Here is a 26,788-nt window from a genome sequence, read left to right on the forward strand (position 1 = left end):
TTCAGGTTGCCCAGGTTCTCGTTCGTCGCGAACAGTTGCGAGCCGTTCACCGCGTCCGTGCTCGTCGACGACAGCTCAGCGGCCTTCACGTTCGTCAGTTTCGTACCGCCAGCGCCCGCCAGCGTCGCCGACTGGTAGTTCGGCGTACCGTCCGCGTTCTTGTCGTAGGTGATTGCAGCACGCGACTTGCCGTCTTCACCGATCAGGCCCGACGACTTCAGCTGCGACACGTTCACCGCATCCAGGTCGGCCTTGCCCGCCGCCACGTTCGACAGCGTCGTGCCCGCCTTGCCCGCCAGCGTCACCTTGTCCTTCGACGTGCTGTCGTACACCACCGCGTTCGGGTCAGAGCCGGCGTTCTTCGACATCGCGTCCAGCGCGTCGCCGACGTTGTTGTACGTCGTGTCGCCAACCTTGTACGTCGGCGCCTTGACGGTGCCATCGACATCGATGCCCGCGCCGCCGCCGAGCGCGTTCGTCACGCCCGTCAGCTGGCTCACGTTCACCACGTCGTTGTTTTTAGTACCCTTTGCGACGTTGACGATCTGGCGCTGGAGCGAATTCGACCCGACGGAGAGCGCATTGCCGCGATCGGCGACGGAATTGGCGCCCAGTGCGATGCCACCGTTATTGCCCGACGCCACACTCGCGTTGGCACCCAGTGCGATGGCGTCGGTTACGTTTTGCTCGATCTTCGCAGACTTGCCGAGCGCCATACCGTTCACGCTCCCGACCGCCGTCGTCGCCTTGTCGCCCATGGCGATCGAGCTCTTGCCCAGCGCCATCACGCCGTTGTTGCCGACTGCCACCGCGTTTTCGCCGTTGGCCTTCGCTCGAGAGCCGATTGCCAACGCGCCGGGACCATTCGTCGTGACCATGCTGCCGATCGCCACCGAATACGGGTGATCAACACCCGTCTGGGCGATACTGCCGATCGCCACCGAGTTGTCCGAACTCGCAACCGCCTGCAGACCGACTGCGACAGTATTGAGCCCGCCGGCGCCACTCCCTACGCCGATGGCCGCAGCCGTACCCAATTTGGGATCGCGCCCGTTCATCGATGCAATGCTCGGCAAGCTGCCGTCCGCGCCCAACCCTTCGATCGCGACGAAGCTGCCCGGCTTCGATTCGACGTCACGCGTCATCCGCGTCATCTTCACGTCGAGCTTCGTATTGGCGGAATTCATCGCGTCGGTCAACTGCTTCATGGTGACGGCATCCGAGTCGTCAATACCCGCTTCGACGTTGACGATCCGACGCTTGGAATCCACGTCGCCTACCGACACGGTATTGGCTGCCATAGCAACCGAGTTGACGCCGATTGCGATCGAGTTGGCCCCCGACGCGCGGGCACCCGACCCGATCGCCAGCGTATCGATGTTCGTCGCATTCGCTTGCGAGCCGATCGCCACGCTGTTCTTGCCCAGCGCATTGGCCTGCATGCCCGTGGCCCGAACCTTGATGTACTTCATGTCGAGCGTGCCGTCGCCGAGGTCCTTCTTGATCTCGTCCTTGACGTCGCTCATGCCGCTCTGGAGCTGGGCCACGTTGACTGCGTCGGTGGCGGCGGTGCCCGTCGCGACGTTCTTCAGCGAGACCGGGTTCGACGCACCCGTGCCGCCCAGCGTCACGCTGGACTTGTTCGTACCGTCATAGTGCACGGCGTTCGCATCCTCGCCGCCAGCCCCGCCCGAGGCGGCCGCGGCCTGAAGTGCGTCGCCGACGTTGTTGTAGGTCTTGTCGCCAACCTTGTAGGTCGGTGTCGACACGGTGCCGTCCGCGTTGACGGCCGATTGACCGCCGAGTGCCGACGCGACGCTCGACGATACGTCGTACAGCTGACTGCCGTTCACGGCGTCCTTGCTGGCCGATACGACCTTGCCGGCCTTCACGTTCGTGACGGTCGTACCACCCGTGCCGCCCAGCGCAACGGTGCTCTTGGTCGCGTCCTTGTACACGACCGCGAGCGACTCGCCGGTCGACGGATCGATCAGGCCGCTATCGGTCAGCGACTGCTCGACCTTGGTCACGCGGTTGTTGGTCGCGAACAGTTGCGCGCCGTTGACGGCGTCCGTGCTGTTCGACGCCAGCGTGGCCGCGCGCACGTTGGTGAGCTTGACCTCGGCCGAGCCGGTGCCGCCGAGGGTCACCGAATTCTTCGCGGTGGAGTCGTACTCGACCGCGTTTTCCGACCCGCCGCCCGACGCGGACGCCGCCAGCAGCGCGTCGCCGACGTTGTCGTAGGTCTTGCTGCCGATCGTGTAGGCCGGTTTCTTGATGTTGCCGTTCGCGTCGACCGCAGCGTTGCCACCCAGCGTGGCGGTCACGTCCTTGAGCTGCGCGATGTTGACGGCATCGGTCGCCTGCGTGCCGCGCCCGACATTGACGATCTGACGCTCGAAGCCGGCGGTACCGACCGATACCGTCTGGCTCCGGTCAGCCTCGGAATACGCACCGAGTGCCAGCGAGTCGGTGGCGCGCGCCGCCGCGCTCTGACCGATTGCGACCGCATTGTCCGCAGCCGCCGCAGCCTGCAAGCCAATCGCCGTCGTGCCGGTCCGCGTCGCCATCGACGAATCACCGATCGCCACCGAGGCGTCCGCCAGCGCCGCCGCCTTCCGGCCCAGCGCGTAGGCGCCCCAACCGGTCGCCTGTGACTCGAAGCCGAGCGCGACCGACGACTTGCCGGATGCATTGGCCGAGGCCCCCAGCGCAACCGCACCGAGTTCGCCCGTTGCCGATGCGCTGCCGCCAAGCGCGACGTTGTTGCCAGCCGCCGTCGCTGCGGTACCGATCGCCACCGCACCGCCGAGACCCGACGTAGCCGAGCGCGTTTTCGCGCTGCTGCCGATCGCGATCGAGTTCTCGCCCATCGCCGACGCGTTATCCGTGCCGTCGCCCTTCGCATTGATCTTCACGTAGGCGCTGTTGTCGGGCACGACTGCCCGGGTATCGGGCCCGCTTCGCTTGAGCGTCAGCGGATCATCCTGCTTGACGTCGGTCAGATGGGTCCGATCGTCGAGCGTCGGGTCTGCCGGGTCGACTTCGTCCGCGTACGCGGACCCCATGGAGGCAACGACCAGCGCAGTGGCCGCCGCGATTTTCGATTTCGCCGAGCGCGATGATTTCGAGCGCCCGCGTGCAATTTCCGATGCCGCGCACCAAGTGCTGGTCGAGGCGTTCCACACGACACGATACGACTTGTTCATACGAACTTTTCCTTTGGTAAACCTCTCCGCGACGCGCATCGAATTTGCACAGCCATATCGATGTGACGACTCGGCAAGAGCGGTGACAAGTAGCTCAACGCTTACGGCTTTCCGGGAAGAAATGCGAAACTGCATTCTGAGAAATCGCATGAACACAGATGAAAGATCATGCCGACAGCGCTGCCAAATCGCGCGTTTCAACCGGATACTGAAAGCTGGTTGAAACTCTATTGACATGCCTTCATCTCAAAAACAGGACGCGAACTAAATCAAATAAAATAAATTTAGAACTTGTACGAATTTCGTTTTATATTGAATAAACGTTACAGAAATTGAAGGATTTACCCGGTCACACCAGGCATCAAATAATTCGATATTTTCTGTATTAAAAAGTCGCGGCGGCAACGCGTTTCACGGGACAGCGGTGCCAGACGACAGGCGTCGGCACCTGCTTGAACGTGGCCTTCCGGACCGCTCGCTCGCCTGGAAAATCCGCTATACTTTGTGCCACCTGCCGCCCGCTCGGCGGCAGGTCGGAAGCGCGCCGATTTGCTGACTCGATTGCGGGCGCGCGAACCGGCCGGGGCCTTGATGCGTCCTTGTCCCGGCGGTTCACTACAAATGCGGCTAAAGAGGTCGTCAGCCGCGCACCTTCGCCTCCGCGCCTCGCCGACACCGTTTAGCCGCCCAGTCATAAGGCGGAACGAATGGAATCGATCGGCATCGTCGCTCCACAGACCATGCACTTCGCCGAACCGCTGCGCTTGCAAAGCGGCAGCGTGCTCGGCAACTATCAGCTCGTCGTCGAGACGTACGGCGAGCTCAACGCCGCGCGCTCGAACGCGGTGCTCGTCTGTCACGCGCTCAACGCGTCGCACCACGTCGCCGGCGTCTACGCGGACGATCCGCGCAGCACCGGCTGGTGGGACAACATGGTCGGCCCCGGCAAGCCGCTCGACACCAACCGCTTCTTCGTGATCGGCGTGAACAACCTCGGCTCGTGCTTCGGCTCGACCGGCCCGATGAGCGCCGATCCGTCGACCGGCAAGCCGTACGGCGCACGCTTCCCGGTCGTCACCGTCGAGGACTGGGTGCACGCGCAGGCGCGTGTCGCCGACGCATTCGGCATCGAGCGCTTCGCCGCGGTGATGGGCGGCAGCCTCGGCGGGATGCAGGCGCTCGCATGGAGCCTGATGTATCCGGAACGCGTCGCGCACTGCATCGACATCGCGTCGACGCCGAAGCTGTCCGCGCAGAACATCGCGTTCAACGAGGTCGCGCGCTCCGCGATCCTGTCCGATCCCGACTTCCACGGCGGCGACTACTACGCGCACGGCGTGAAGCCGAAGCGCGGCCTGCGCGTCGCACGGATGATCGGCCACATCACGTACCTGTCCGACGACGACATGGCCGAGAAATTCGGCCGTGCGCTACGCCGCGCGGACGGCGCGCTCGATGCCTACAACTTCAGCTTCGACGTCGAGTTCGAGGTCGAGTCGTACCTGCGCTACCAGGGCGACAAGTTCGCCGACTACTTCGACGCGAACACGTACCTGCTGATCACGCGCGCGCTCGACTACTTCGACCCGGCGAAGGCGTTCGACGGCAACCTGACGGCCGCACTCGCGCACACGCAGGCGAAATACCTGATCGCGAGCTTCTCGACCGACTGGCGCTTCGCGCCCGCCCGCTCGCGCGAGATCGTGAAGGCGCTGCTCGACAACAAGCGCACGGTCAGCTACGCGGAGATCGACGCGCCGCACGGCCACGACGCGTTCCTGCTCGAAGACGCGCGCTATCACAACCTGATCCGCGCGTATTACGAACGAATTGCCAACGAGGTGGGCGCATGAACCAGCAAGCGCTGAATTCCCTGTCCGCGCGCGCGGACTTCCGCACGATCGCGCGCTGGGTCGAACCGCGCTCGACGGTGCTCGACCTCGGTTGCGGCGACGGCTCGCTGCTCGCGCTGCTGATGGAAGAACTGGACGTAACCGGATACGGGATCGAGCTGAACGACGCGGGCGTGCTCGCGAGCGCGAAGAACGGCATCAACGTGATCCAGCAGAACCTCGAGGACGGCCTGCGCCTGTTCGAGGACCACAGCTTCGACATCGCAATCCTGTCGCAGACTCTGCAGACGATTCACCAGACGGCCGCGATCCTGCGCGAAACCGCGCGGGTCGGGCGCGAATGCATCGTGTCGTTCCCGAATTTCGGCTACTGGCCGCACCGGCTGTCGGTGCTGAACGGCCGGATGCCGGTGTCGAAGTCGCTGCCTTACCAGTGGCACAACACACCGAACGTCCGGGTGCTGACGATCGAGGATTTCGAGGCGCTCGCGCCCGAAGTCGGCGTGACGATCCTCGACCGCGTGGTGCTGCACGAAGGCCAACCGATTCGATGGGGAGCGAACTGGCGTGGTAGTCTTGCTGTCTATCGCGTCAAGCGCAGCTGAGCCGGGGAGCCGTTGACGGACGCCGACGGCCCGCACGCACGTGCGGCCGCGCCCCTGCGCTGCCCGCGCCGCCTGCGCTGCCGCCGCAATCAGTCAACGCTACCCAGTTCCAGTCCATGTCCAAAACGCCACACGAGGCGCCCGCGCTCACCGCCCACGAGGATCACCCCGGCTGGCGAGCCTATCTGAACACGCACATGCTGATCTGCGTGTTCCTCGGGTTCACGTCGGGTCTGCCCCTGTTCACGCTCGTCTACCTCGTGCAGGCATGGCTGCGCTCCGAGGGCGTGAACCTGAAGGAAATCGGCCTGTTCGCGCTGATCCAGTTCCCGTATACGTGGAAGTTCCTGTGGGCGCCGCTGATGGACCGCTACCTCCCGCGCCTGCCCGGCTGGCGGCCGGGCCGCCGGCGCGGCTGGATGCTGCTCACCCAGGTGCTGGTCGCCGGTGCGATCGCCGCGCTCGGTTTCGTGTCGCCGCGCGACTCGATCTGGACAGTGGCCGCGCTCACGACGCTCGTCGCGTTCTTCGGCGCAAGCTCCGACATCGTGATCGACGCGTATCGCCGCGAACTGCTGCGCGACACCGAGCAGGGCCTCGGCAACGCGGTACACGTGAACGCGTACAAGCTCGCCGCGCTGATCCCCGGCTCGCTGGCGCTGATCCTGTCCGACCACCTGCCGTGGGACGCCGTGTTCGCGCTCACCGGCGCGTTCATGCTGCCGGGCATCCTGATGACGCTCGTCGTGCGCGAGCCCGAAGTGGTCGGCGCGCCGCCGCGCAACCTGCGCGACGCGATCGTGCTGCCGTTCCGCGAATTCATCCAGCGCGACGGCTGGGCCGGCGCGCTGCTCGTCATCGCGTTCATCTTCCTGTTCAAGATCGGCGACACGATGGCGACCACGCTGTCGACGTCGTTCTTCCTCGACATCGGCTTCACGCGTACCGAGATCGGCATCGTCGCGAAAACCACCGCGCTCGTCGCAAGCGTCGCCGGCGGCATCATCGGCGGCGTCTGGCTCGTGAAGATCGGGATCGGCCGCGGGCTGTGGATCTTCGGCGCGCTGCAGATGGTGTCGACGCTCGGCTTCGCGTGGCTCGCGCAACTCGGCCCCGGCTCGCCCGTGCTCGCGGTGCTCTACGACTTCACCGTCTCGACGAGCCACGCAATCGCGTCGGCGCTGTCGGTGTTCGGCATCGCCGTCACGCCGCAGTTCAGCCCGATGACGGTCGCGCTCGCGATCGTCTACGGCGTCGAAACCTTCACGACCGGCCTGACGATGGCCGCGTTCGTCGCGTATATCGCGAGCACGACCGACCCGCGCTACACGGCCACGCAGTTCGCGCTGTTCACGAGCCTCGCGTCCGTGCCGCGCACGCTCGCATCGGCCGCGAGCGGCTTCATCGTCGCGAAGATCGGCTGGTTCGACTACTTCATCGTGTGCACCGCGCTCGCGATCCCCGGCATGCTGCTGCTGTTCAAGATCGCGCCGTGGAACGGTGTCGCGCGCAACGGCGAGGCCAGCCGTGCGCAATGATCGATTGCATCGCGTGGCACGCGTCGCCGCCGCACTGAGCGCCGGCATCGCGATGCTCGGCGCGGCCGGAAGCGCGCATGCGTCCGACGCCGGTGCGGCCGCGGCGGGCTCCGCGCCGGCTGCGCCGTCCACGCCGGCGGCCCCGGTTGCGCCGTCCGCCGCCGAAGCCGCGCAGCCGACCGGCGCGGCCGTGCCGGCGAAAGCCTATACGCCGACGCCGCAGCAGGTCCGCTACGGCAACGCGATCGCGTTCCGCACGCTGATCCCGTCGCCGCTGCTCGAGCAACTCACCGCCAACGAATATGCGCAGATCGTGCAGGCGGCCGCCGACAGCGACCGCCTGCTGCCCGCGAACCAGCCGCGCGTGAAACGCCTGCGCGCGATCGTGATGAAGCTCGCACCGTATTCGGTGAAGTGGAACGATCGCGTGAAGAACTGGGCGTGGGACGTCACCGCGATCCGCTCGCGCGACATCCGCGTCACCTGCCTGCCGGGCGGCAAGGTGCTCGTGTACGGCGGGCTGCTCGATCGCGTGCGCCTGAACGACGACGAGTCCGGCGTGCTGCTCGCGCACGGCATCGCGCATGCGCTGCGCGAACACGCGCGCAGCAATTTCAGCGCGACGTCGCAAACGTCACTGCGAGCGGCTACGCTGCCGCCGCTGTTCGGCGTCGGCGATCCGCTGCAGCAGGAGCTGAACCTCGGCGCACGCCTGCAGACGCTGCGCTACGACCCGACCGACGAGACCGAAGCCGACGTGATCGGCGGCGACATCGCCGCCCGCGCGGGCTTCGATCCGCGCGCGGCGATCACGTTGTGGGACAAGCTCGCGGCGGCAACGCGCGCGAACAGGACGTCGGGCTTCATCTACATGCACCCGTACGGCGCGGCGCGGCGGCAGGATCTGCTGAACCGCCTGCCGGACCTGATGCCGCTGTATGCGAAGGCAATCGGCAAACGGGTCGACACGCTGCCCGACTACGCGGGCATCAACGCGCAGCGGCGCAAGGTCGTGCGGCGCTGAGCGCCGCGGCCGGCGGCTTCCTCGTCGGACATCGCCGGCGCGTGACGCCGGGCGCTATGCGCCAACGTCCGATTCGACCGGCCGGCTGCCGCTTTCGTGCATCCAGCGCACTTCGTCACCGGGGCTGCGGCCGAACAGCCGCTTGAACTCGCGGCTGAACTGCGACGCGCTCGCATAGCCGACCCGCGCGGCGGCAGCCCCCGCCCCGACGCCGTCCTGCACCATCATCAACCGCGCCTGGTGCAGCCGCGCGGCCTTCACATACTGCATCGGCGACGTCGCCGTCACGTGCTTGAACTGCGCGTGGAACACCGCGAGGCTCATCCCGGCCTCGCGCGCGAGCGTCTCGACGTCGAGCTCGGCCTTCAGGTCCGCGTGGATGCGCCGCAGCGCCTTCGCGATGCGGCCGAAATGATGCTGCTGGACGAGCGCCGCGCGAATCGCGTCGCCCTGCGCGCCCGTCAGCACGCGGTACGCGATCTCGCGCATGATCGCCGGCCCGAGCACGCACGTGTCGTGCGGCGACGCGAGCGCTTCGAGCAGCCGCACCACCGCGTCGGCGAGCGGCGCGTCGAGCGGTGTCGAATAGACGCCGTGCGGCTCGCTGACCGCCGCGCCGAGGGTCTCGTCGAGCAGGATCGCGAGTTCGGCGATCACCGCCAGATCGACACGGATCGAGATCGCGAGAAACGGCTCGTCCATGCTCGCGAAGGTCTCGCATTCGAACGGCAGCGGCACCGACAGCACGAGATACTGCTGCGCGTCGTAGACGAACGAGCGATCGCCGAGATAGCCGAGCTTGCGGCCCTGGCACACGACGATGATGCTCGGCTCGTACAGCGCCGGCATGCGCGGCGCGGGACGGCTCACGCGGATGAAGCGCACGCCGTCGAGCGCCGCCAGCGTGTCGCCGTCGTTCGGCGCGAGGCGCGCATGCAGCTCGATCATGCGGCGCCGCACACGCTCGCCCGAATCGTCGAAAAGGGGCTGGAAGCTCATCGGCGTCGTCCTGTCCGGCAAGAGAATCTGGCTTGCAATGTAGCACCTTGAAAGCGTTTTGACGGCCGTTCGCACGCAATTCGAGAGGAATAGGCAAATCTTCGAGACCTTCGTGTATTTCGCCGACGCGGCCCGCTCCTTACGATGGGCACCTGTCTCGCCGCGTCGCCACATGATGCGGCGGCAGTCTGTTTCACCGGATGTTTTTCCCGGACAAGGAGCCCCCTGCATGAGCACAACCTACGCTTACGCGGCGACCGATGCGCGCTCGCCGCTCGCCCCGTTCGAATTCCAGCGCCGCGCGCTGCGCGACCTCGACGTCCAGATCGAGGTGCTCTACTGCGGCGTCTGCCACTCGGACCTGCACCAGGCCCGCAACGAATGGCGCAACACGATCTACCCGGTCGTGCCGGGCCATGAAATCGTCGGCCGCGTGACCGCGACCGGCCCGCAGGTGTCGCGCTTCAAGGTCGGCGAGCTGGTCGGCGTCGGCTGTCTCGTTGATTCGTGCCGCACCTGCCCGAGCTGCGCGGAAGGCCTCGAGCAGTATTGCGAGAACGGCTTCGTCGGCACCTACAACGGCCAGGATCGCGTGATGGGCGACGTCACGTACGGCGGCTATTCGACACAGCTCGTCGTCGACGAGGCGTTCGTGCTGCGCGTGCCCGAGACGCTGGACCCGGCAGGCGCCGCGCCGCTGCTGTGCGCGGGGATCACGACCTACTCGCCGCTGCGACAGTGGAACGTCGGCCCCGGCAAGAAGGTCGGGATCGTCGGCCTGGGCGGCCTCGGCCACATGGGCGTGAAGCTCGCGCGCGCGATGGGCGCGCACGTCGTGCTGTTCACGACATCGCCGTCGAAGATCGAGGACGGCAAACGGCTCGGCGCGCACGAAGTGGTGATCTCGAAGGACGAAGCGCAGATGAACGCGCACCTGAACAGCTTCGACTTCATCCTGAACACGGTCGCCGCGCAGCACGACCTGAACCCGTTCCTGCACCTGCTGAAGCGCGACGGCACGATGACGCTCGTCGGCGCACCGGAGCACGACCACCCGTCGCCGCAGGTGTTCAACCTGATCTTCAAGCGCCGCCGCCTCGCGGGCTCGCTGATCGGCGGGATCGCGGAAACGCAGGAGATGCTCGATTTCTGCGCGGAGCACGGGATCACGTCGGATATCGAGACGATTCCGATGCAGCAGATCAATGCCGCTTACGAACGGATGCTGAAGAGCGACGTGAAGTACCGGTTCGTGATCGACATGGCGTCGCTCAAACAATAAGCGGCACCCCAAGCGAAACGGGCCGCATGTTCGACATGCGGCCCGTCTTGCATCCGGCGACCGGATGGCTCGGCAGCTACGCGCGCTGCGTAGCGCCGAAGGTCACTTCTTGTAGTCGTAATCGACCGTCAGCGGCGCATGATCGCTGAACTTGATGTCCTTGAAGATCGACGTGCTTTTCGCGGTGCCGGCCACGCCCGGCGTCGCGATCTGGTAATCGATCCGCCACCCGACGTTCTTCGCGTACGCCTGGCCGCGGTTGCTCCACCACGTGTACTGCTCGGGACGCGGGTCGAGCGTGCGGAACACGTCGACGTAGCCGACATCGTCGAACAGCTGCGTGAGCCACGCGCGCTCTTCCGGCAGGCAGCCCGAGTTCTTCTGGTTGCTCTTCCAGTTCTTGATGTCGATTTCCTTGTGGACGATGTTCACGTCGCCGCACAGGATCACCTCGCGCTTCTTCTTCAGCTCGGCGAGATGCGGCATGAACGCGTCCATGAAGCGGTACTTGGCCTGCTGGCGCTCTTCGCCGCTCGAGCCGGACGGCACGTACACCGACACGACCGACAGCTTGCCGTAGCGCGCCTCGACGTAGCGCCCCTCGGCATCGAATTCGCTGCTGCCGAAGCCGATGATCACGTCATCGGGCTCGTGGCGGCTGTACACGCCCGCGCCGCTGTAGCCCTTCTTCTCGGCGTGGTGGAAATAGCTCCTGAAGCCGTGCGGCTCGACGAATTCGGCCGGCAGGTCGTCGGCCGATACCTTGATTTCCTGCACGCACACGCAATCGGCGCTCTGTTCGCCGAGCCATTCGAAGAAGCCCTTCTTCGCGGCGGAGCGGATGCCGTTCAGGTTGGCGGTAATCACTCGCATCATGTCGGGTTCCGTAGTTCAGTTCAGTTCGATGTGTTTTACAGGATCGCAGCCTAGCTGATCTTCACGCCTTCGAGCTCCGGCTTCGGCGGCGGGAATTCGAGCTTCATGTCGGTCATCGTGCGCAGCAGCAGCTCGGCGATCATCACGTTGCGATGTGTTTTCGAGTTCGCCGGGATCACGTACCACGGCGCATGCTCGGCCGAGGTCGCGGCGAGCGCGTCGCGGTACGCCGACTGGTACGCATCCCAGTGCTTGCGCGCATCGAGATCGGAGATGTCGAACTTCCAGTGCTTGGTCGGATCGTCGATGCGCGCCTGCAGCCGTGCGCGCTGCTCGTCCTTCGAGATGTGCAGGAAGCACTTGACGATCGTCGTGCCGTTCTCCGCGAGCATCGCCTCGAAATCGCGAATCTGCCGGTAGCGGCGCTCGCATTCCTTGTCGTTGATGAGCTCGAGGACGCGCGGCACGAGCACGTCTTCATAGTGGCTGCGATTGAAGATCGCGAGTTCGCCCGCGGCCGGCACCTGCGCGTGCACGCGCCAAAGGAAGTCGTGCGCGGCCTCGATCGGCGTCGGCGCCTTGAACGGCACGATCCGCAGGCCGAGCGGATCGACATCGCGAAACACCGCGCGCACGGTGCCGTCCTTGCCGCTGGTGTCCATCCCCTGCAGCACGAGCAGCACGCGCTTCTTCTGCTGCGTGTGCAGGCGCTCCTGCTGCACGTCGAGTTCCGTCGACACGGCGGTGAGCCGTTCGCGGTCGGCGTCCTTCGACCCCGACGAGAACGGCTTCGCGGCCGGATCGAACGCATCGAGCCTGAATGCGGCAGCTTCCTTCTCGCGCGTGCTGTACGGCACGCGGAAATCGTCGAGCGACGGTTGTTTCGCCATTCGTTCCTCCGTTGGACGGTGCGATGCATACGCTCACACGATAACGCATGCACCAAAACGACGGGCCGCCCCGAACGAATCCGGCGGCGGCCCGTCGTCAGGCGCGGTTCAGGCGCGCGGCCATGTTCAGCCGAGCTTCTTCTTCAGCAGTTCGTTGACCTGCTGCGGGTTGGCCTTGCCCTTGGTCGCCTTCATCGCCTGGCCGATCAGCGCGTTGAACGCCTTTTCCTTGCCCGCGCGGAATTCCTCGACCGACTTCGCGTTCGCCGCGAGCACTTCGTCGATGATCGCTTCCAGCGCGCCGGTGTCGGAGATCTGCTTCAGGCCCTTCGCGTCGATGATGCGGTCGGCCGCGGCTTCGTCGTCGGCCTTCTCGTCCCAGATCGTCGCGAAGATTTCCTTCGCGATCTTGTTCGAGATCGTGCCGTCGGCGATGCGCTGCAGCACCAGCGCGAGCTGCGCGGCCGAGACCGGAATCGCGTCGATCTCGATGCCGTCGCGATTGAGCTGCGACGACACGTCGCCCATCAGCCAGTTCGCGGCGATCTTCGCGTTCGCTGCGCCGGCCTTCGCGACCACGGCCTCGAAGTAAGCGGCCATCGCCTTGCTCGACGTCAGCACGCCGGCGTCGTACGCGGACACGCCGTACTGCTCGGCGAAGCGCTGCTGCATCGCGGCCGGCAGTTCGGGCATCCCGGCCTGCACGCGCTCGATCCAGTCCTGGCCGATCACGAGCGGCATCAGGTCGGGATCGGGGAAATAGCGGTAGTCGTGCGCGTCTTCCTTGCTGCGCATCGAACGCGTCTCGCGCTTGTCCGGATCGTAGAGGCGCGTTTCCTGCACGACTTCGCCGCCGTCCTCGATCAGATCGATCTGGCGACGCACTTCGTAGTTGATCGCTTCTTCAAGGAACCGGAACGAGTTCAGGTTCTTGATCTCGGCACGCGTGCCGAACTTTTCCTGGCCGACCGGGCGCACCGACACGTTCGCGTCGCAGCGGAACGAGCCTTCCTGCATGTTGCCGTCGCAGATGCCGAGCCACACGACGAGCGCATGCAGCGCCTTCGCATAGGCCACGGCCTCGGCCGCGCTGCGCATTTCCGGCTCGGTGACGATCTCGAGCAGCGGCGTGCCCGCGCGGTTCAGGTCGATCCCGGTCATCCCGGCGAAGTCTTCGTGCAGCGACTTGCCCGCATCTTCCTCGAGGTGCGCGCGGGTCAGGTTGACCGTCTTCTCGTACGCCTGCTTGCCGGCCTTTTCGTTGGCGGGCACCTGGATCGTGATCCGGCCGCCCTGCACGACCGGAATCTCGTACTGGCTGATCTGATAGCCCTTCGGCAGATCGGGGTAGAAATAATTCTTGCGCGCGAAGATGCTGCGCGGCGCGATGGTCGAGCCGATCGCGAGGCCGAAGCGGATCGCACGCTCGACCGCGCCGCGGTTCAGCACCGGCAGCACGCCCGGCAGCGCCAGGTCGACCGGGCAGGCCTGCGTGTTCGGCTCGGCGCCGAACTGCGTCGACGCGCCGGAGAAAATCTTCGAGACGGTCGACAGTTGCGCGTGCGTCTCGAGACCGATGACGACTTCCCATTGAGTCATATATTTACGCTCCAGCCGGAACTTGCTTGTGCCAGTCGGTCGCGCGCTGGAACGCGTCGGCGACCTGCAGCATCCGGGCTTCGTTGAAATAGTTGCCGATGATCTGCAGGCCGACCGGGCGCTTCGCGTTCGCGCCCGCGCCGAAGCCGCACGGCACGCTCATGCCGGGCAGGCCGGCGAGGCTCACCGACAGCGTGTAGATATCCGCGAGATACATCTGCACCGGATCATCGCCCTTCGCGCCGAGATCCCATGCGACCGTCGGCGACGCCGGGCCCATGATCACGTCGCAGGACTTGAACGCTTCCTGGAAATCGTTCGCGATGATGCGGCGGATCTTCTGCGCCTGCAGGTAGTACGCGTCGTAGTAGCCGTGCGACAGCACGTAGGTGCCGACGAGAATCCGGCGCTTCACCTCGGGGCCGAAGCCTTCGGCGCGCGACTTCTTGTACATGTCGAGCAGATCGCCGTACTGCGCGGCGCGGTGGCCGAAGCGCACGCCGTCGAAACGCGACAGGTTCGACGATGCCTCGGCCGGTGCGATCACGTAGTACACGGGGATCGACAGTTCCGTCTTCGGCAGCGACACGGGCACGAGCGTCGCGCCGAGCGCCTCGTACTGCTTGAGTGCCGCGTCGATCGACGCACGCACGTCGTCGGCGAGGCCGTCGCCGAAGTACTCGTTCGGCAAACCGATGCGCAGGCCCGCGAGCGGCCTGGCCGCGTCGTTGCCGGCGGCCCACGGCTGGCCGACGTGGCGCGTGAAATCCTCGTCGTCACGCTCGAGGCTCGTCGAGTCACGCTCGTCGAAGCCGGCCATCGCATTCAGCAGCAGCGCGCAGTCGGACGCGCTCTGCGCCATCGGGCCGCCCTGGTCGAGCGACGACGCGAACGCGATCATCCCGTAGCGCGACACGCGGCCGTAGGTCGGCTTGATGCCCGTCACGCCCGCGAACGACGCGGGCTGGCGGATCGAGCCGCCGGTGTCGGTGCCGGTCGCGGCCGGCGCGAGGCGCGCGGCAACGGCCGCCGAGCTGCCGCCCGAGCTGCCGCCCGGCACCGCGTTCGTGTCCCACGGGTTCTTCACCGCGCCGAACGCCGAATTCTCGTTGGACGAGCCCATCGCGAACTCGTCCATGTTGGTCTTGCCGAGCGTGACCATGCCGGCCGCCTGCAGGCGGGCGACGACGGTCGCGTCGTACGGGCTCTCGTAGTGCGCGAGCATCTTCGAGCCGGCGGTCGAGCGCCAGCCGCGCGTGACAAAGACATCCTTGTGCGCGATCGGCAGGCCGGTGAGCGCGCCGCCCGCGCCGCGCGCGAGTTCGGCGTCGGCGGCCTTCGCCTGCGCGAGGGTGAGGTCGGGCTCGACATGGACGAACGCGTTCAGGTCGCGTGCCGCGTCGATCCGTTTCAGGTAGAGCTGCGCGAGCTCGACGGCCGAGCATTCCTTGGCGGCGAGCGCGGCGCGCAGTTCGGTCAGGCTTTTTGCGTGCATTGAGTGGTTTTCCTGGGAATTCTGGGTGGCGCGCGGCGCGGCGCCGGCGCGCTTGTCATCGAATGCTTACTCGATCACCTTCGGCACGAGATAGAGGCCGTCCTGGACGGCCGGCGCCGGACGCTGGTTGTCGTCGCGATCGACGACTTCCGTCACGGCGTCGTCGCGCAGGCGCTGCGCGACTTCCTGGATCTGTTCGATCGGGTGGGCGAGCGGCGCGATGCCGGCGGTGTCGACCGCCTGCATCTGCTCGACGAGGCCGAAGAATTCATTGAGCTGGCCGAGCGTATGCTCGGCGTCGGCGTCGGCCATTTCGAGTCGCGCCAGGTGCGCGATGCGTTTCACATCGGTCAGGGTCAGGGCCATGCGATCACCGGAAAAACAAGGCTGCGCAGCGCATCGAAAGCAGCGCTGCGGCGGGGGGTTGGAGGGTGCGATCCCACCCTCAAAAATCGGGGCCGAAGCGGCAAAAATACCGCCCGTTTCGATTCAAATACCGTGAAATTATAAGGTATCATTACGCGTTCGACCCAAACCCGGCTAGCCTTTTCCCGCACCGTTTCGCCCCGCTTCGGCAAGCCGTGCGTGCTTCGTGCGATCCCCGGTAGACATCACTCGCAGCTTCGTGCGCCGCGGCGGCCGCTTCCGCCACGCTTCCCGAGGCTGTTATTTTTTCCGCTGCCGCCCTCAGCGCTCGCTATGCAGGGCCGGCCCAGAGCGAAACAGGATTCTGAATGTTCGGTTTTTTGCGCAGCTACTTCTCCAACGATCTGGCGATCGACCTCGGCACCGCAAACACCCTGATCTACATGCGCGGCAAGGGCATCGTGCTCGATGAGCCGTCCGTCGTGTCGATTCGCCAGGAAGGCGGCCCCAACGGCAAGAAGACGATCCAGGCGGTCGGCAAGGAAGCCAAGCAGATGCTCGGCAAGGTGCCGGGCAACATCGAGGCGATCCGCCCGATGAAGGACGGCGTGATCGCCGACTTCACCGTCACCGAGCAGATGATCAAGCAGTTCATCAAGACGGCGCACGAGTCGCGCATGTTCTCGCCGTCGCCGCGCATCATCATCTGCGTGCCGTGCGGCTCGACCCAGGTCGAGCGCCGCGCGATCAAGGAAGCCGCGCACGGCGCCGGCGCATCGCAGGTCTACCTGATCGAGGAGCCGATGGCGGCCGCGATCGGCGCGGGCCTGCCGGTGTCGGAAGCCACCGGCTCGATGGTCGTCGACATCGGCGGCGGCACGACGGAAGTCGGCGTGATCTCGCTCGGCGGCATCGTGTACAAGGGCTCGGTGCGCGTCGGCGGCGACAAGTTCGACGAAGCCATCGTCAACTACATCCGCCGCAACTACGGGATGCTGATCGGCGAACAAACCGCCGAAGCGATCAAGAAGGAAATCGGCTCCGCGTTCCCGGGCTCCGAAGTCAAGGAAATGGAAGTCAAGGGCCGCAACCTGTCGGAAGGCATTCCGCGCAGCTTCACGATCTCCAGCAACGAAATCCTCGAAGCGCTGACCGATCCGCTGAACCAGATCGTGTCGTCGGTGAAGATCGCCCTCGAGCAGACGCCGCCGGAACTCGGCGCCGACATCGCCGAGCGCGGGATGATGCTGACGGGCGGCGGCGCGCTGCTGCGCGACCTCGATCGCCTGCTCGCGGAAGAAACCGGCCTGCCGGTGCTCGTCGCGGAAGATCCGCTCACCTGCGTCGTGCGCGGTTCGGGCATGGCGCTCGAGCGCATGGACAAACTGGGCAGCATCTTCTCGTACGAGTGATCGCCTAAGCAGTCCCGTTTGATATGACGCACCCGCGGCGTGGCCGGATCGCTCGTTCAGAACGAACCGCCACGCCGTTTGCGCGTCTGAGCATTATTTAACCGATCACCACGCGCCCGGCGCCGACCATGGAATACAGTCCGCCGCCCCTCTTCAAGCAAGGTCCGCCCGCGCTCGCGCGGCTCATCTTCTTCGTCGCCGTCGCCATCGCGCTCCTCGTGTCGGACGCGCGCTTCAGCACGCTCGAAATCGTCCGCGGCGTGCTCGGCACCGTGCTGTACCCGCTGCAGCGCGCGGCGCTCGTGCCGCGCGACCTGTTCATGGGCGCGGCCGACATCGCCGTCACGGGCGCGTCACTGCGCCACGAGAACGACGACCTCCGCAAGCGCAACCTGCAACTGTCCACGCAAGCCAACCAGGCCGCCGTGCTCACGCAGGAAAACGCGCACCTGCGCGCGGTGCTCGAGCTGCGCCAGCACATCGCGACGCAATCGACGCCGGTCGAGATCCAGTACGACACCAGCGATCCGTTCACGCAGAAGATCGTGATCGGGCAGGGCTCGCAGCAAGGCATCCAGAACGGCGCGCCGGTCGTCAGCGAGGACGGCGTGGTCGGCCAGGTCACGCGCGTGTTCCCGCTGCAGGCCGAAGTCACGCTGATCACCGACCGCGATCTCGCGATTCCCGTGCAGGTGCTGCGCACCGGCCTGCGCAGCGTGATCTACGGCACGCCGAAGGGCGATTCGCTCGATCTGCGCTTCGTGCCGACGAGCTCGGACCTCGTCGCAGGCGACGAGCTCGTCACGAGCGGCCTCGACGGCGTCTATCCGCCGGGCCTGCCGGTCGCGAAGGTCGTGCGCGTCGACAAGCTCGCCGATACCGCGTTCGCGCGCGTGACCTGCGCGCCGGTCGCCGCCGTGCGCGGCGCGCGCCAGATGCTCGTGCTGCATTACCAGAACGACGTCCCGCCGCGCCCGGCCGAGCCCGATCCGGCCGCCGACAAGAACGCGAAGGGCAAGAAGGGCGCCAAGGCCGCCGCGAAGGGCGAGAAAGCCGAGAAGGCCGACGCGAACGCGAAGCCGGCCACCGCGGCCGCACCCGGCGCGAAGCCCGCGCCGGCGGCGCCCGCCGCTCCGGCCAAGCCCGCCGCCGCGCCCGCGCAGCCCGCGGCCGGGCAACCAGGAGCCCAGCGATGAACCGCCCGCAATACATCCTGCAGCCGGTCAACCCGTACTTCATCGTCTTCAGCCTCGCCGCCGCGTTCCTGCTGAACCTGATGCCGTGGGGCCGCCTGCCCGGCGTGCCCGACTTCGTCGCGCTCGTGCTGCTGTTCTGGAACATCCACCAGCCGCGCAAGGTCGGGATGGGCGTCGCGTTCGCGCTCGGCATCCTGATGGACGTGCATGACGCGGGGCTGCTCGGCGAGCACGCGCTCGCCTATACGCTGCTGTCGTACGGCGCGATCACGATCCATCGCCGCGTGCTGTGGATGCCGATCGGCGTGCAGGTGCTGTACGTCACGCCGCTGCTCGTCGTCGCGCAACTGGTGCCGTTCGTGATCCGCCTCGTGATGGGCGCCGCGTTTCCCGGCTGGCGCTACCTGGTGGACGGCTTCGTCGAGGCCGCGCTGTGGCCGATCGCGAGCCACCTGCTGCTGATGCCGCAACGCCGCCCGGTCGACCCGGACGATACGCGCCCCATCTGAGCCGGACCGACCTTGAATACCCGCCGCCCCCACGCCCGCCGCGCGCCGCGCTCCGGGGCAGCCCCTCGCCCGCGCGCGCTCGACGCGCACGGGCCTCGACCGTAACCGCATGACCGAATTCAACGACACCCAACAGCAGCTCTCGAAGTTCCGCCTGCGCGTCGCGGCGGCGGGCGTGTTCGTGTTCGTCTGCTTCGGGCTGCTCGCGAGCCGTTTCTTCTACCTGCAGCTGATGCAGCACGGCAAATACGCGCTGCAGGCCGAGGAAAACCGCATCTCGGTCGCGCCGATCGTGCCGAACCGCGGGCTCATCACCGACCGCAACGGCGTGGTCCTCGCAAAGAACTATTCGGCGTACACGCTCGAGATCACGCCGTCGAAGCTCGACGACACGCTCGACCACACGATCGACAAGCTGTCCGAGATCGTCCCGATCGACGCGCGCGACCGCCGCCGCTTCAAGAAGCTGCAGGAAGACTCGAAGAACTTCGAGAGCCTGCCGATCCGCACGCGCCTCACCGACGCGGAAGTCGCGCGCTTCACCGCGCAGCGCTTCCGCTTCCCCGGCGTCGACGTGCGCGCGCGCCTGTTCCGCCAGTACCCGCTCGGCATGACGGCCGCGCACGTGATCGGCTACATCGGCCGGATCTCGAAGCGCGACCAGGATCGCATCGACGCAATGAGCGACGACAACGACAGCGACCAGGAACACTACGATCCGCGCCGCGACGCGAACAACTACAAGGGCACCGACTACATCGGCAAGATCGGCGTCGAGCAGAGCTACGAAACCGAGCTGCATGGCCTGACGGGCTTCGAGGAAGTCGAGGTGACGGCCGGCGGCCGGCCCGTGCGCACGCTGTCGCGCACGCAGGCGACGCCCGGCAACAACCTGGTGCTGTCGCTCGACATCGGGCTGCAGCAGGTCGCCGAGCAGGCGTTCGCCGGCAAGCGCGGCGCGCTCGTCGCGATCGAGCCGAAGACGGGCGACGTGCTCGCGTTCGTGTCGTCGCCGAGCTTCGACCCGAACTCGTTCGTCGACGGGATCGACCAGCAGACCTGGGACGAGCTGAACAACTCGTCCGACAAGCCGCTCCTGAACCGACCGCTGCACGGCACCTACCCGCCCGGCTCGACGTACAAGCCGTTCATGGCGCTGGCCGGCCTGACGCTCGGCAAGCGCACACCGGGCTGGGGCTTCCAGGATCCCGGCTACTTCACGTTCGGCGGCCACACGTTCCGCAACGACGTGCGCTCGGGCCAGGGCTGGGTCGACATGAACAAGGCGATCATGGTGTCGAACGACACCTACTTCTACATGCTCGCGCGCGACCTCGGCGTGAACGCGATCGCGAACTTCATGAAGCCGTTCGGCTTCGGCCAGATCACCGGCATCGACATCCAGGGCGAGGCGCGCGGGATCCTGCCGTCGACCGACTGGAAGAAGAAGGCGTTCAAGAAGGCCGCGCAGCAGAAGTGGTTCGACGGCGAGACGATCAGCCTCGGGATCGGCCAGGGCTACAACTCGTTCACGATCCTGCAGCTCGCACATGCCACCGCGACGCTCGCGAACAACGGCGTCGTGATGAAGCCGCACCTCGTGAAGGAAGTCGAGGATCCGATCACGCGCGGACGCCATCTGACGGTGCCGAAGGAAAGCGAAACGATCCCGCTCAAGCAGGCCGACATCGACGTCGTGAAGCGCGGGATGGAGAACGTGATCGAGAACCCGTCCGGTACCGCGTACAAGGTGTTCCGCGGCACGCCGTACCTCGCGGCGGGCAAGACCGGTACCGCGCAGGTGTTCTCGCTGCAGGGCTCGAACTACAAGGGCCACCTGCTTGCCGAGCACCTGCGCGACCATGCGCTGTTCATCGCGTACGCGCCGGTCGACCATCCGCAGATCGCGCTCGCGCTGGTCGTCGAGAACGGCGGCTGGGGCGCGCAGGCCGCGGGCCCGATCGCGCGCCGCGTGCTCGACTATTACCTCGTCGAGCGCCAGAACCCGAAGAACGAGGCCGCGGCCGTGGCCGCCGCCGCATCGGCGACCGAGCCGGTGAGCGCGCCCGTGATCGGCGATACCTCGAAGTCCGCCGTCGTCGCGGCCGGCTTCACCGCGCTGCCGCAGCCGGTCGTGCCCAACGCGGCCAGCGCGGCGAATGCGGCATCGGCCGCATCGGCACCCGATGCGTCGGGCGCAGCCGGCGCGAGCGCGGCGCAAGCGTCCGACGCAAGCGCCGCAGCGCCGAGGGCCGCGAGCCTGCCGCCGATCCGGCGCCCGCACCGGCCGCGCCGGCCCGCCAGTGACGCGCAGCCGCTCGCCGCGGCGCCACGCGACGACAACTCCCGTGCCACGGCCGCCGCGAAAACGGCGAACGCCGGCACCGCTCATTAACGGAGAAAGGCATGCAATTCGACAAGCGCGCCTGGCTCGACAAGATCAAGCAGATGTTCGCGGGCTTCGACCGCCCGCTCGCCCTCATCGTGTTCCTGCTGCTGTGCGTCGGCATCGTCACGCTGTACAGCGCGGCGATCGACATGCCGGGCCGCGTCGAGGACCAGTTGCGCAACATCCTGCTGACGTTCGTGCTGATGTGGGTGATCGCCAACATCCCGCCAACCACGCTGATGCGCTTCGCGGTCCCGCTCTATACGTTCGGGGTCGCGCTGCTGATCGCGGTCGCGCTGTTCGGGATGACCAAGAAGGGCGCGAAACGCTGGCTGAACGTCGGCGTCGTGATCCAGCCGTCGGAAATCCTCAAGATCGCGACACCGCTGATGCTCGCGTGGTACTACCAGCGCCGCGAAGGCGGGTTGCGCTGGTACGACTTCGTCGCCGCGTTCGGGATCCTGCTGGTGCCGGTCGGCCTGATCGCGAAGCAGCCCGACCTCGGCACCGGCCTGCTCGTGTTCGCAGCCGGCCTCTTCGTGATCTACCTCGCCGGCCTGTCGTTCAAGCTGATCGTGCCGGTGCTCGTCGCGGGCGTGATCGCGGTCGGCTCGATCGCCGTGTTCGAAGAGCGCATCTGCCAGCCTGAAGTGCAGTGGCCGCTGATGCACGACTACCAGAAGCACCGCGTGTGCACGCTGCTCGACCCGACCTCCGACCCGCTCGGCAAGGGCTTCCACACGATCCAGGCCGTGATCGCGATCGGCTCGGGCGGCGTGCTCGGCAAGGGCTACCTGAAGGGCACGCAGGCCCACCTCGAATTCATCCCGGAGAAGCACACCGACTTCATCTTCGCGGTGTTCTCGGAAGAATGGGGGCTCCTCGGCGGCCTCGTGCTGCTGACGCTGTACATGGCGCTGATCGCGCGCGGGCTCTACATCGCCGCGCAGGGCGCGACACTGTTCGGCCGGCTGCTCGCGGGCTCGCTCACGCTCGCGTTCTTCGTCTACGCGTTCGTCAACATCGGGATGGTGAGCGGCGTGCTGCCCGTCGTGGGCGTGCCGCTGCCGTTCATGAGCTACGGCGGCACCGCGCTCACGACGCTCGGCATCGCGATCGGGATGATCATGAGCGTCGGGCGACAGCGGCGATTGATGAAGAGCTGACGACGCGGCACGCGGCCGCAAGCAGCCACAAGCAGTCGCAGCAACGAAAATCGGCGCCTCGGGCGCCGATTTTCGTTGGACAGGCCGAATGCAGCGGGTATCGCCCGCTCACTGCGGCGTCGCGCCCGGACTCCCGTGGTCCGCACCGGCACCCGAAGCCGGCTCCTGCGTCTTCAGCCGCGCGCTCAACTCCTTGAATTTCAGCCCAGCCGTCTCGTCGCCATGCGCGGCCGCGGCCGCGTAATACGCACGTGCGATGTTCAGGTTCTGCGTGACGCCGTCGCCGCCGCGCTCGTAGAACGACGCGGTCACGTACTGCGCGGTCGGCTCGCCCGCGTCGGCCGCCTGCTTGTACCACGCGAACGCCTGCCGGTTGTCGCGCGGCGTGCCCCGCCCGTCGAGGAACTGGTTCGCGAGCGACAGCTCGGCCTGCACGTGCCCCTGCTTCGCCGCGCGCAGGAACCAGCGGTGCGCTTCGACCGGATTGCGCGCGACGAACTCGCCGTCGTCGAACATCCGCCCGTACACGTACTGTGCATGCGACATGTTCGCGTCGGCCGCCCGCTTGAGCCAGCGCAGCCCCTCGTCGACGTTCGCGGTCACGCCGACGCCAGTGAGCAGCATCATCGCGTAGTTGAACTGCGCGAGCCGGTCGCCGCGTTCGGCCGCGTCGTGGAACTGCACCAGCGCCGCACGATAGTCGCCGGCGTTGTAGTCGGCCACCGCCGATTGCGTCTCGTGCGCCGGGTCCGGTTTCGCGTGCGGCGCATTCTGCGCCGACGCGGCAACGCACATGATCCCCAACCCGAGCAGCGCGCCGATCCGCCCGCGCGCACCGGTCGTGCGCCGCGCGCGTCCCGGACCCGCGCCATCACCGCCGTTCATGACCGCACCTCCTGCAGCGCCTGTCGCGTCGCGCGCAGCAGCCAGCTCACGTCGGCCGACAGCGCGATCATCCGGTAGCCGGCCTCGCGATACTGGCGCGCGGTCGCCGTATCGCTCGCGAAAATGCCGACCGCGACGCCGGCCTGCTTGCCGGCCGCGAGCACGCGCGCCATCGCGGTTTCGACGTCCGGGTGGCGGCTGTCGCCGAGATGCCCGAGGCTCGCCGCCAGATCGGCCGGGCCGACGAACAGGCAGTCGACGCCCGGCGTCGCGGCGATCCGCTCGACTTCGTCGATCCCGCGCGCCGATTCGATCTGCACGATTACCGCGACCTGCGCGTTGGCCGTCTGCAGGTAATCGCGGCGCATGCCGAACGCCGCCGCGCGCACCATGCCGGCCACGCCGCGCAGCCCGTCCGGGGAATCCGGCGACGGAAAGCGCGTAAGCCGCACCGCGTGCGCGGCCTCGTCAGGCGTCTCGATGCCCGGGAACATCAGCGTGCGCGCGCCCGCGTCGAGCGCACGCTTCACGAGCCACGGCTCGCGCCCCGGCACGCGCACGACGGGCTCGCTCGGCAGGTGCGCGGCGGCCAGCGCGCGCAGTTGCGACGCGACGTCGCGGCTGTCGTTCGGCGCGTGCTCCATGTCGATGCAGAGCCAGTCGTAGCCGGCGTGCGCGAGCGCTTCCACGGCCGAGTCGCAGCCGAGCGACAGCCACAGGCCGTACAGCGGCTCGTCGCCGTCGTGCAGGCGTTGTTTGAGGGAATTGGTGAGCGTGCTCATCGATACGGCCTCCTGGACGGAACGGCAATCGAACGGGACAAGCAACGGGCGAAGCGGTGCGCAACACGCCAGGCTGTCGAAGCACGGCGGCCGCGCCGGGCCCCGGAACGTCAGTCGGCCATGAGCGGCAAATCTGACAGCGCGGGCCGCGCGCTGGCGCAATGGCGTGTTTTCCGTTGCCTTGCAACGATCATAGCGCGGCAAAACACGGAATGTGGGAACGGGCGGGCAGCCGCGCCGGCGCGGGACGAGGCCGCGGGGCGCGATGGCGGGCAGCCCGCGCCGGCCGGCGGGGCTGCCGCGAAGGCAGGGTCAGCGGCCGGGCTGGCGCTCGACGTCGGCCCAGCAGTTCGGCGTTTCGTACAGGCGCACGCGTTCCAGGCGCAGGTTCACGCCGTAGTGCGCGTCGTACACGTTCGCGAGGATGTCGAACGCGATCGCCGCGAGGTTCTCGACGGTCGGGATCCGGTCGATCACGACGGTCTTGTGGTCGGCCATCTGCTCGAGGAACGAGCGCACGACTTCGTCGCGCGCGTAGACCAGGAACGCGTGGTCCCACTTGTTGACGAGGTGCTCGACCGCGAGCGCCTTCACGTCGGCGAAATCCATCACCATGCCGCGGTCGGGCGCCCCCTCGGTATCGACGAGATCGCCGCGCAGCGTGACTTCGAGCACGTAGCGATGACCGTGCAGGTTCCGGCACTGGCTGCGGTGATCGGGAATGCGGTGGCCCGCGTCGAATTCGAGTTTTCGGGTAATCAGCACGATGTCAAAAGCCGTGGCTCAGGGAATGTTCAGGTATTTGTGGGTCTGCATCGACAGCCGCCACTGCGGATGCCGCTTGCACCAGTCGATCGCGAGCTTCGTATTGATGTCGCGCGACGGGCCGTCCATCGGCTGCACGAGAAAATACTCGAAATCGAGCTTCGCGTAATCGGCAAGCCGCTGGTTGTCCTGCGGGATCACGACCTTCAGTTCGTTGCCCTTCGTGACGACGAGCGGCGCGTCGGCCTTCGGGCTCACGCAGATCCAGTCGATCGTCTCGAGCACCGGCAGCGAGCCGTTGGTCTCGATCGCGATCTCGAAGCCCGCCGCGTGCAGCGCGTCGACGAGCGGCTGGTCGAGCTGCAGCATCGGCTCGCCGCCCGTGCAGACGACGAAGCGGTGCGCTTCGCCGTCCGGCCACAGGCCGGCGATCGTCGCGGCGAGCGCTTCGGCGTCCTTGAACTTGCCGCCGTTCTCGCCGTCGGTGCCGACGAAGTCCGTATCGCAGAAGCGGCACACGGCCTCCGCACGATCCTCTTCGCGGCCCGACCACAGATTGCAGCCGGCGAACCGGCAGAACACGGCCGGACGGCCCGCGTTCGCGCCCTCGCCCTGCAACGTGTAGAAAATTTCCTTGACCGCGTAAGTCATCGTGCTTCGTCCGGCTCGCGCCGCTCGTTGTCGATCAGAATCCGTTATCCATCAAGCGCCGCCGGCGCAGCCGCGTCACAGCGGCGCTTCGGTCACCCGCTCGCCCTTCAGGTAGGCCTCGTAGCCGCGCTTGCGCAGCTTGCAGGCCGGGCATTCGCCGCAGCCGAAGCCCCAGTCGTGCAGTTCCGCGCGCTCGCCCACGTAGCACGTGTGCGTCTCGACACGGATCAGCTCGACGAGCGCCTCGCCGCCGAGCTGCTCGGCGAGTTGCCAGGTCTGCGCCTTGTCGAGCCACATCAGCGGCGTCTCGAGCACGACGCGCGTGTCCATCCCGAGGTTCAGCGCGACCTGCAGCGCCTTCATCGTGTCGTCGCGGCAGTCGGGGTAGCCCGAGAAATCGGTCTCGCACATCCCGCCGACCAGCACGCGCAATCCGCGGCGATAGGCAATCGCGGCCGCGATCGTCATGAACAGCAGGTTGCGGCCCGGCACGAACGTATTCGGCAAGCCGTTCGCCGCGGTCTCGATCTCGATCGTACGCGTCATCGCGGTGTCGCTGATCGCGCCGAGCACCGACAGGTCGACCATGTGATCGTCGCCGAGGCGGTCGGCCCAGGCGGGAAACTGACTCTTCAGTGCGTCGCGCACGCCTTCGCGACATTCGAGTTCGACGCGGTGGCGCTGGCCGTAATCGAAGCCGAGCGTCTCGACCGTCTGGTAGCGTTCCAGGGCCCAGGCCACGCACGTGGCCGAGTCCTGCCCGCCGGAAAACAACACGAGCGCGCCGTCTTTAGCGTCTGTCCGAATCACCGTGATACTCCGTGAATGTGTAGGCTCGCGTCGCGCTGCGCCCCGGGACCGGCTGCCGCCGGGCGGCCCGACGCGTGCCGGCCTGCGCCGGCTCGACCAGTATAGGCAGCGCGGCCGGCCGCGAACGCGGCGGCGCGCTTATACCGCCCATCGCGCGGCATCGTTGCCGCGCGTCACGGCGGCGCCTGCGGGCAGCCCTGCCGTACGCATGAAGCGATGCGCTAAGTCATTGAGCGGGCACGGATTTTATCACGCCCCGGCGAATGCTGCCGGACGCACCACCGATGCCGCGCAAACCCACCACAAACGAAAAACCCCAAGAACCTTCCGATTCTTGGGGTTGGAACTGCTGGTGGCCTGGGACGGAATCGAACCATCGACACGCGGATTTTCAATCCGCTGCTCTACCAACTGAGCTACCGGGCCAACGAAGAAGAGAAAGTATATCCAGCTCTCTTCACTTGCGCAAGGGTATTCGCGAAATATT

Annotated in this window: 21 protein-coding genes, 1 tRNA gene and 2 pseudogenes; 10 read left to right on the top strand and 14 right to left on the bottom strand. The window is 66.9% G+C overall.

Features of this window, described 5'->3' with window-relative positions; all coding sequences use genetic code 11:
- Both DIE21_RS27280 and DIE21_RS38315 read right to left on the bottom strand, forming a co-directional pair.
- A pseudogene (locus DIE21_RS27280) lies at positions 1-3,068 on the bottom strand (hypothetical protein); the annotation flags it as partial.
- Between the two features lie 60 nt (positions 3,069-3,128).
- Positions 3,129-3,446 (bottom strand): annotated as a pseudogene (locus tag DIE21_RS38315) (ESPR domain-containing protein); the annotation flags it as partial.
- Positions 3,447-3,916: 470 nt separating this feature from the next.
- On the opposite strand from DIE21_RS38315, the gene DIE21_RS27290 reads away from it, so the two are divergent.
- The 4 genes from DIE21_RS27290 (at position 3,917) to DIE21_RS27305 (ending at position 8,229) form a co-directional block, all read left to right on the top strand.
- Positions 3,917-5,062: a homoserine O-acetyltransferase gene (locus tag DIE21_RS27290; protein ID WP_124500601.1), complete on the top strand. Its 1,146-nt coding sequence runs from the start codon at positions 3,917-3,919 to the stop codon at positions 5,060-5,062.
- Positions 5,059-5,667 (top strand): methionine biosynthesis protein MetW, encoded by a 609-nt coding sequence (gene metW, locus DIE21_RS27295; RefSeq protein WP_006755281.1) that lies wholly within the window; start codon positions 5,059-5,061, stop codon positions 5,665-5,667. Before DIE21_RS27290 ends, metW begins: the two co-directional genes overlap by 4 nt.
- A 116-nt stretch (positions 5,668-5,783) precedes the next feature.
- Positions 5,784-7,205 (top strand): AmpG family muropeptide MFS transporter, encoded by a 1,422-nt coding sequence (locus DIE21_RS27300; protein ID WP_124500602.1) that lies wholly within the window; start codon positions 5,784-5,786, stop codon positions 7,203-7,205.
- Positions 7,195-8,229 carry a M48 family metallopeptidase gene (locus DIE21_RS27305; protein ID WP_124500603.1) on the top strand — a complete coding sequence of 345 codons (1,035 nt, stop codon included), beginning with the start codon at positions 7,195-7,197 and terminating at the stop codon, positions 8,227-8,229. Before DIE21_RS27300 ends, DIE21_RS27305 begins: the two co-directional genes overlap by 11 nt.
- A gap of 54 nt (positions 8,230-8,283) precedes the next feature.
- Here DIE21_RS27305 and DIE21_RS27310 read toward each other — a convergent pair whose 3' ends face one another.
- Positions 8,284-9,228, bottom strand: a complete 945-nt coding sequence (locus tag DIE21_RS27310; RefSeq protein ID WP_124500604.1) for an AraC family transcriptional regulator — start codon at positions 9,226-9,228, stop codon at positions 8,284-8,286.
- A gap of 229 nt (positions 9,229-9,457) precedes the next feature.
- Between DIE21_RS27310 and DIE21_RS27315 the strand changes: the two genes are divergently transcribed.
- Positions 9,458-10,510, top strand: coding sequence for an NAD(P)-dependent alcohol dehydrogenase (locus tag DIE21_RS27315; protein WP_124500605.1), 1,053 nt, complete (start codon positions 9,458-9,460; stop codon positions 10,508-10,510).
- Between the two features lie 102 nt (positions 10,511-10,612).
- Here DIE21_RS27315 and DIE21_RS27320 read toward each other — a convergent pair whose 3' ends face one another.
- The 5 genes from DIE21_RS27320 to gatC form a co-directional block, all read right to left on the bottom strand.
- Positions 10,613-11,386, bottom strand: coding sequence for an exodeoxyribonuclease III (locus tag DIE21_RS27320; RefSeq protein WP_124500606.1), 774 nt, complete (start codon positions 11,384-11,386; stop codon positions 10,613-10,615).
- A gap of 50 nt (positions 11,387-11,436) precedes the next feature.
- The gene (locus DIE21_RS27325) at positions 11,437-12,276 is read right to left on the bottom strand and encodes a polyphosphate kinase 2 family protein (protein ID WP_124500607.1); all 840 of its coding nucleotides are present in this window, start codon (positions 12,274-12,276) and stop codon (positions 11,437-11,439) included.
- 126 nt (positions 12,277-12,402) lie between these two features.
- Positions 12,403-13,875, bottom strand: a complete 1,473-nt coding sequence (gene gatB / locus DIE21_RS27330; protein WP_124500608.1) for an Asp-tRNA(Asn)/Glu-tRNA(Gln) amidotransferase subunit GatB — start codon at positions 13,873-13,875, stop codon at positions 12,403-12,405.
- Positions 13,876-13,879: 4 nt separating this feature from the next.
- Positions 13,880-15,370: an Asp-tRNA(Asn)/Glu-tRNA(Gln) amidotransferase subunit GatA gene (gatA, locus tag DIE21_RS27335; protein ID WP_124500609.1), complete on the bottom strand. Its 1,491-nt coding sequence runs from the start codon at positions 15,368-15,370 to the stop codon at positions 13,880-13,882.
- Positions 15,371-15,436: 66 nt separating this feature from the next.
- Positions 15,437-15,736, bottom strand: a complete 300-nt coding sequence (gene gatC / locus DIE21_RS27340) for an Asp-tRNA(Asn)/Glu-tRNA(Gln) amidotransferase subunit GatC (RefSeq protein WP_124500610.1) — start codon at positions 15,734-15,736, stop codon at positions 15,437-15,439.
- A gap of 368 nt (positions 15,737-16,104) precedes the next feature.
- On the opposite strand from gatC, the gene DIE21_RS27345 reads away from it, so the two are divergent.
- From DIE21_RS27345 to rodA, 5 genes are all read left to right on the top strand, one after another.
- Entirely contained in the window at positions 16,105-17,148 is a 1,044-nt protein-coding gene (locus DIE21_RS27345; protein ID WP_004189550.1) for a rod shape-determining protein, read from the top strand.
- A gap of 128 nt (positions 17,149-17,276) precedes the next feature.
- Complete coding sequence (gene mreC / locus DIE21_RS27350) at positions 17,277-18,344, top strand: rod shape-determining protein MreC (RefSeq protein WP_124500611.1); 1,068 nt, start codon at positions 17,277-17,279, stop codon at positions 18,342-18,344.
- Positions 18,341-18,853, top strand: a complete 513-nt coding sequence (gene mreD / locus DIE21_RS27355) for a rod shape-determining protein MreD (RefSeq protein ID WP_009687274.1) — start codon at positions 18,341-18,343, stop codon at positions 18,851-18,853. The genes mreC and mreD overlap by 4 nt, the downstream gene beginning before the upstream one ends.
- Before the next feature lie 109 nt (positions 18,854-18,962).
- Positions 18,963-21,248 carry a penicillin-binding protein 2 gene (gene mrdA, locus DIE21_RS27360; RefSeq protein WP_124500612.1) on the top strand — a complete coding sequence of 762 codons (2,286 nt, stop codon included), beginning with the start codon at positions 18,963-18,965 and terminating at the stop codon, positions 21,246-21,248.
- 11 nt (positions 21,249-21,259) lie between these two features.
- Positions 21,260-22,408, top strand: coding sequence for a rod shape-determining protein RodA (gene rodA, locus DIE21_RS27365; protein WP_124500613.1), 1,149 nt, complete (start codon positions 21,260-21,262; stop codon positions 22,406-22,408).
- Between the two features lie 108 nt (positions 22,409-22,516).
- Here the strand turns inward: rodA and DIE21_RS27370 are convergent, their stop codons facing one another.
- From DIE21_RS27370 to DIE21_RS27395, 6 genes are all read right to left on the bottom strand, one after another.
- Positions 22,517-23,293 carry a tetratricopeptide repeat protein gene (locus DIE21_RS27370; protein WP_124500614.1) on the bottom strand — a complete coding sequence of 259 codons (777 nt, stop codon included), beginning with the start codon at positions 23,291-23,293 and terminating at the stop codon, positions 22,517-22,519.
- Complete coding sequence (locus tag DIE21_RS27375; RefSeq protein WP_124500615.1) at positions 23,290-24,075, bottom strand: HpcH/HpaI aldolase/citrate lyase family protein; 786 nt, start codon at positions 24,073-24,075, stop codon at positions 23,290-23,292. The genes DIE21_RS27370 and DIE21_RS27375 overlap by 4 nt, the downstream gene beginning before the upstream one ends.
- 312 nt (positions 24,076-24,387) lie before the next feature.
- Positions 24,388-24,840 (bottom strand): 6-carboxytetrahydropterin synthase QueD, encoded by a 453-nt coding sequence (gene queD, locus DIE21_RS27380; RefSeq protein WP_014895699.1) that lies wholly within the window; start codon positions 24,838-24,840, stop codon positions 24,388-24,390.
- An 18-nt stretch (positions 24,841-24,858) separates the two neighbouring features.
- Positions 24,859-25,491, bottom strand: coding sequence for a 7-carboxy-7-deazaguanine synthase (gene queE, locus DIE21_RS27385; RefSeq protein WP_124500616.1), 633 nt, complete (start codon positions 25,489-25,491; stop codon positions 24,859-24,861).
- A 75-nt stretch (positions 25,492-25,566) separates the two neighbouring features.
- Positions 25,567-26,301 carry a 7-cyano-7-deazaguanine synthase QueC gene (gene queC, locus DIE21_RS27390; protein WP_124500617.1) on the bottom strand — a complete coding sequence of 245 codons (735 nt, stop codon included), beginning with the start codon at positions 26,299-26,301 and terminating at the stop codon, positions 25,567-25,569.
- A 350-nt stretch (positions 26,302-26,651) separates the two neighbouring features.
- Positions 26,652-26,727 (bottom strand) — tRNA-Phe (locus DIE21_RS27395).
- Between the last annotated feature and the right edge of the window lie 61 nt (positions 26,728-26,788).

The organism is Burkholderia sp. Bp9140 (assembly GCF_003853425.1).
Classification (GTDB): Bacteria; Pseudomonadota; Gammaproteobacteria; order Burkholderiales; family Burkholderiaceae; genus Burkholderia.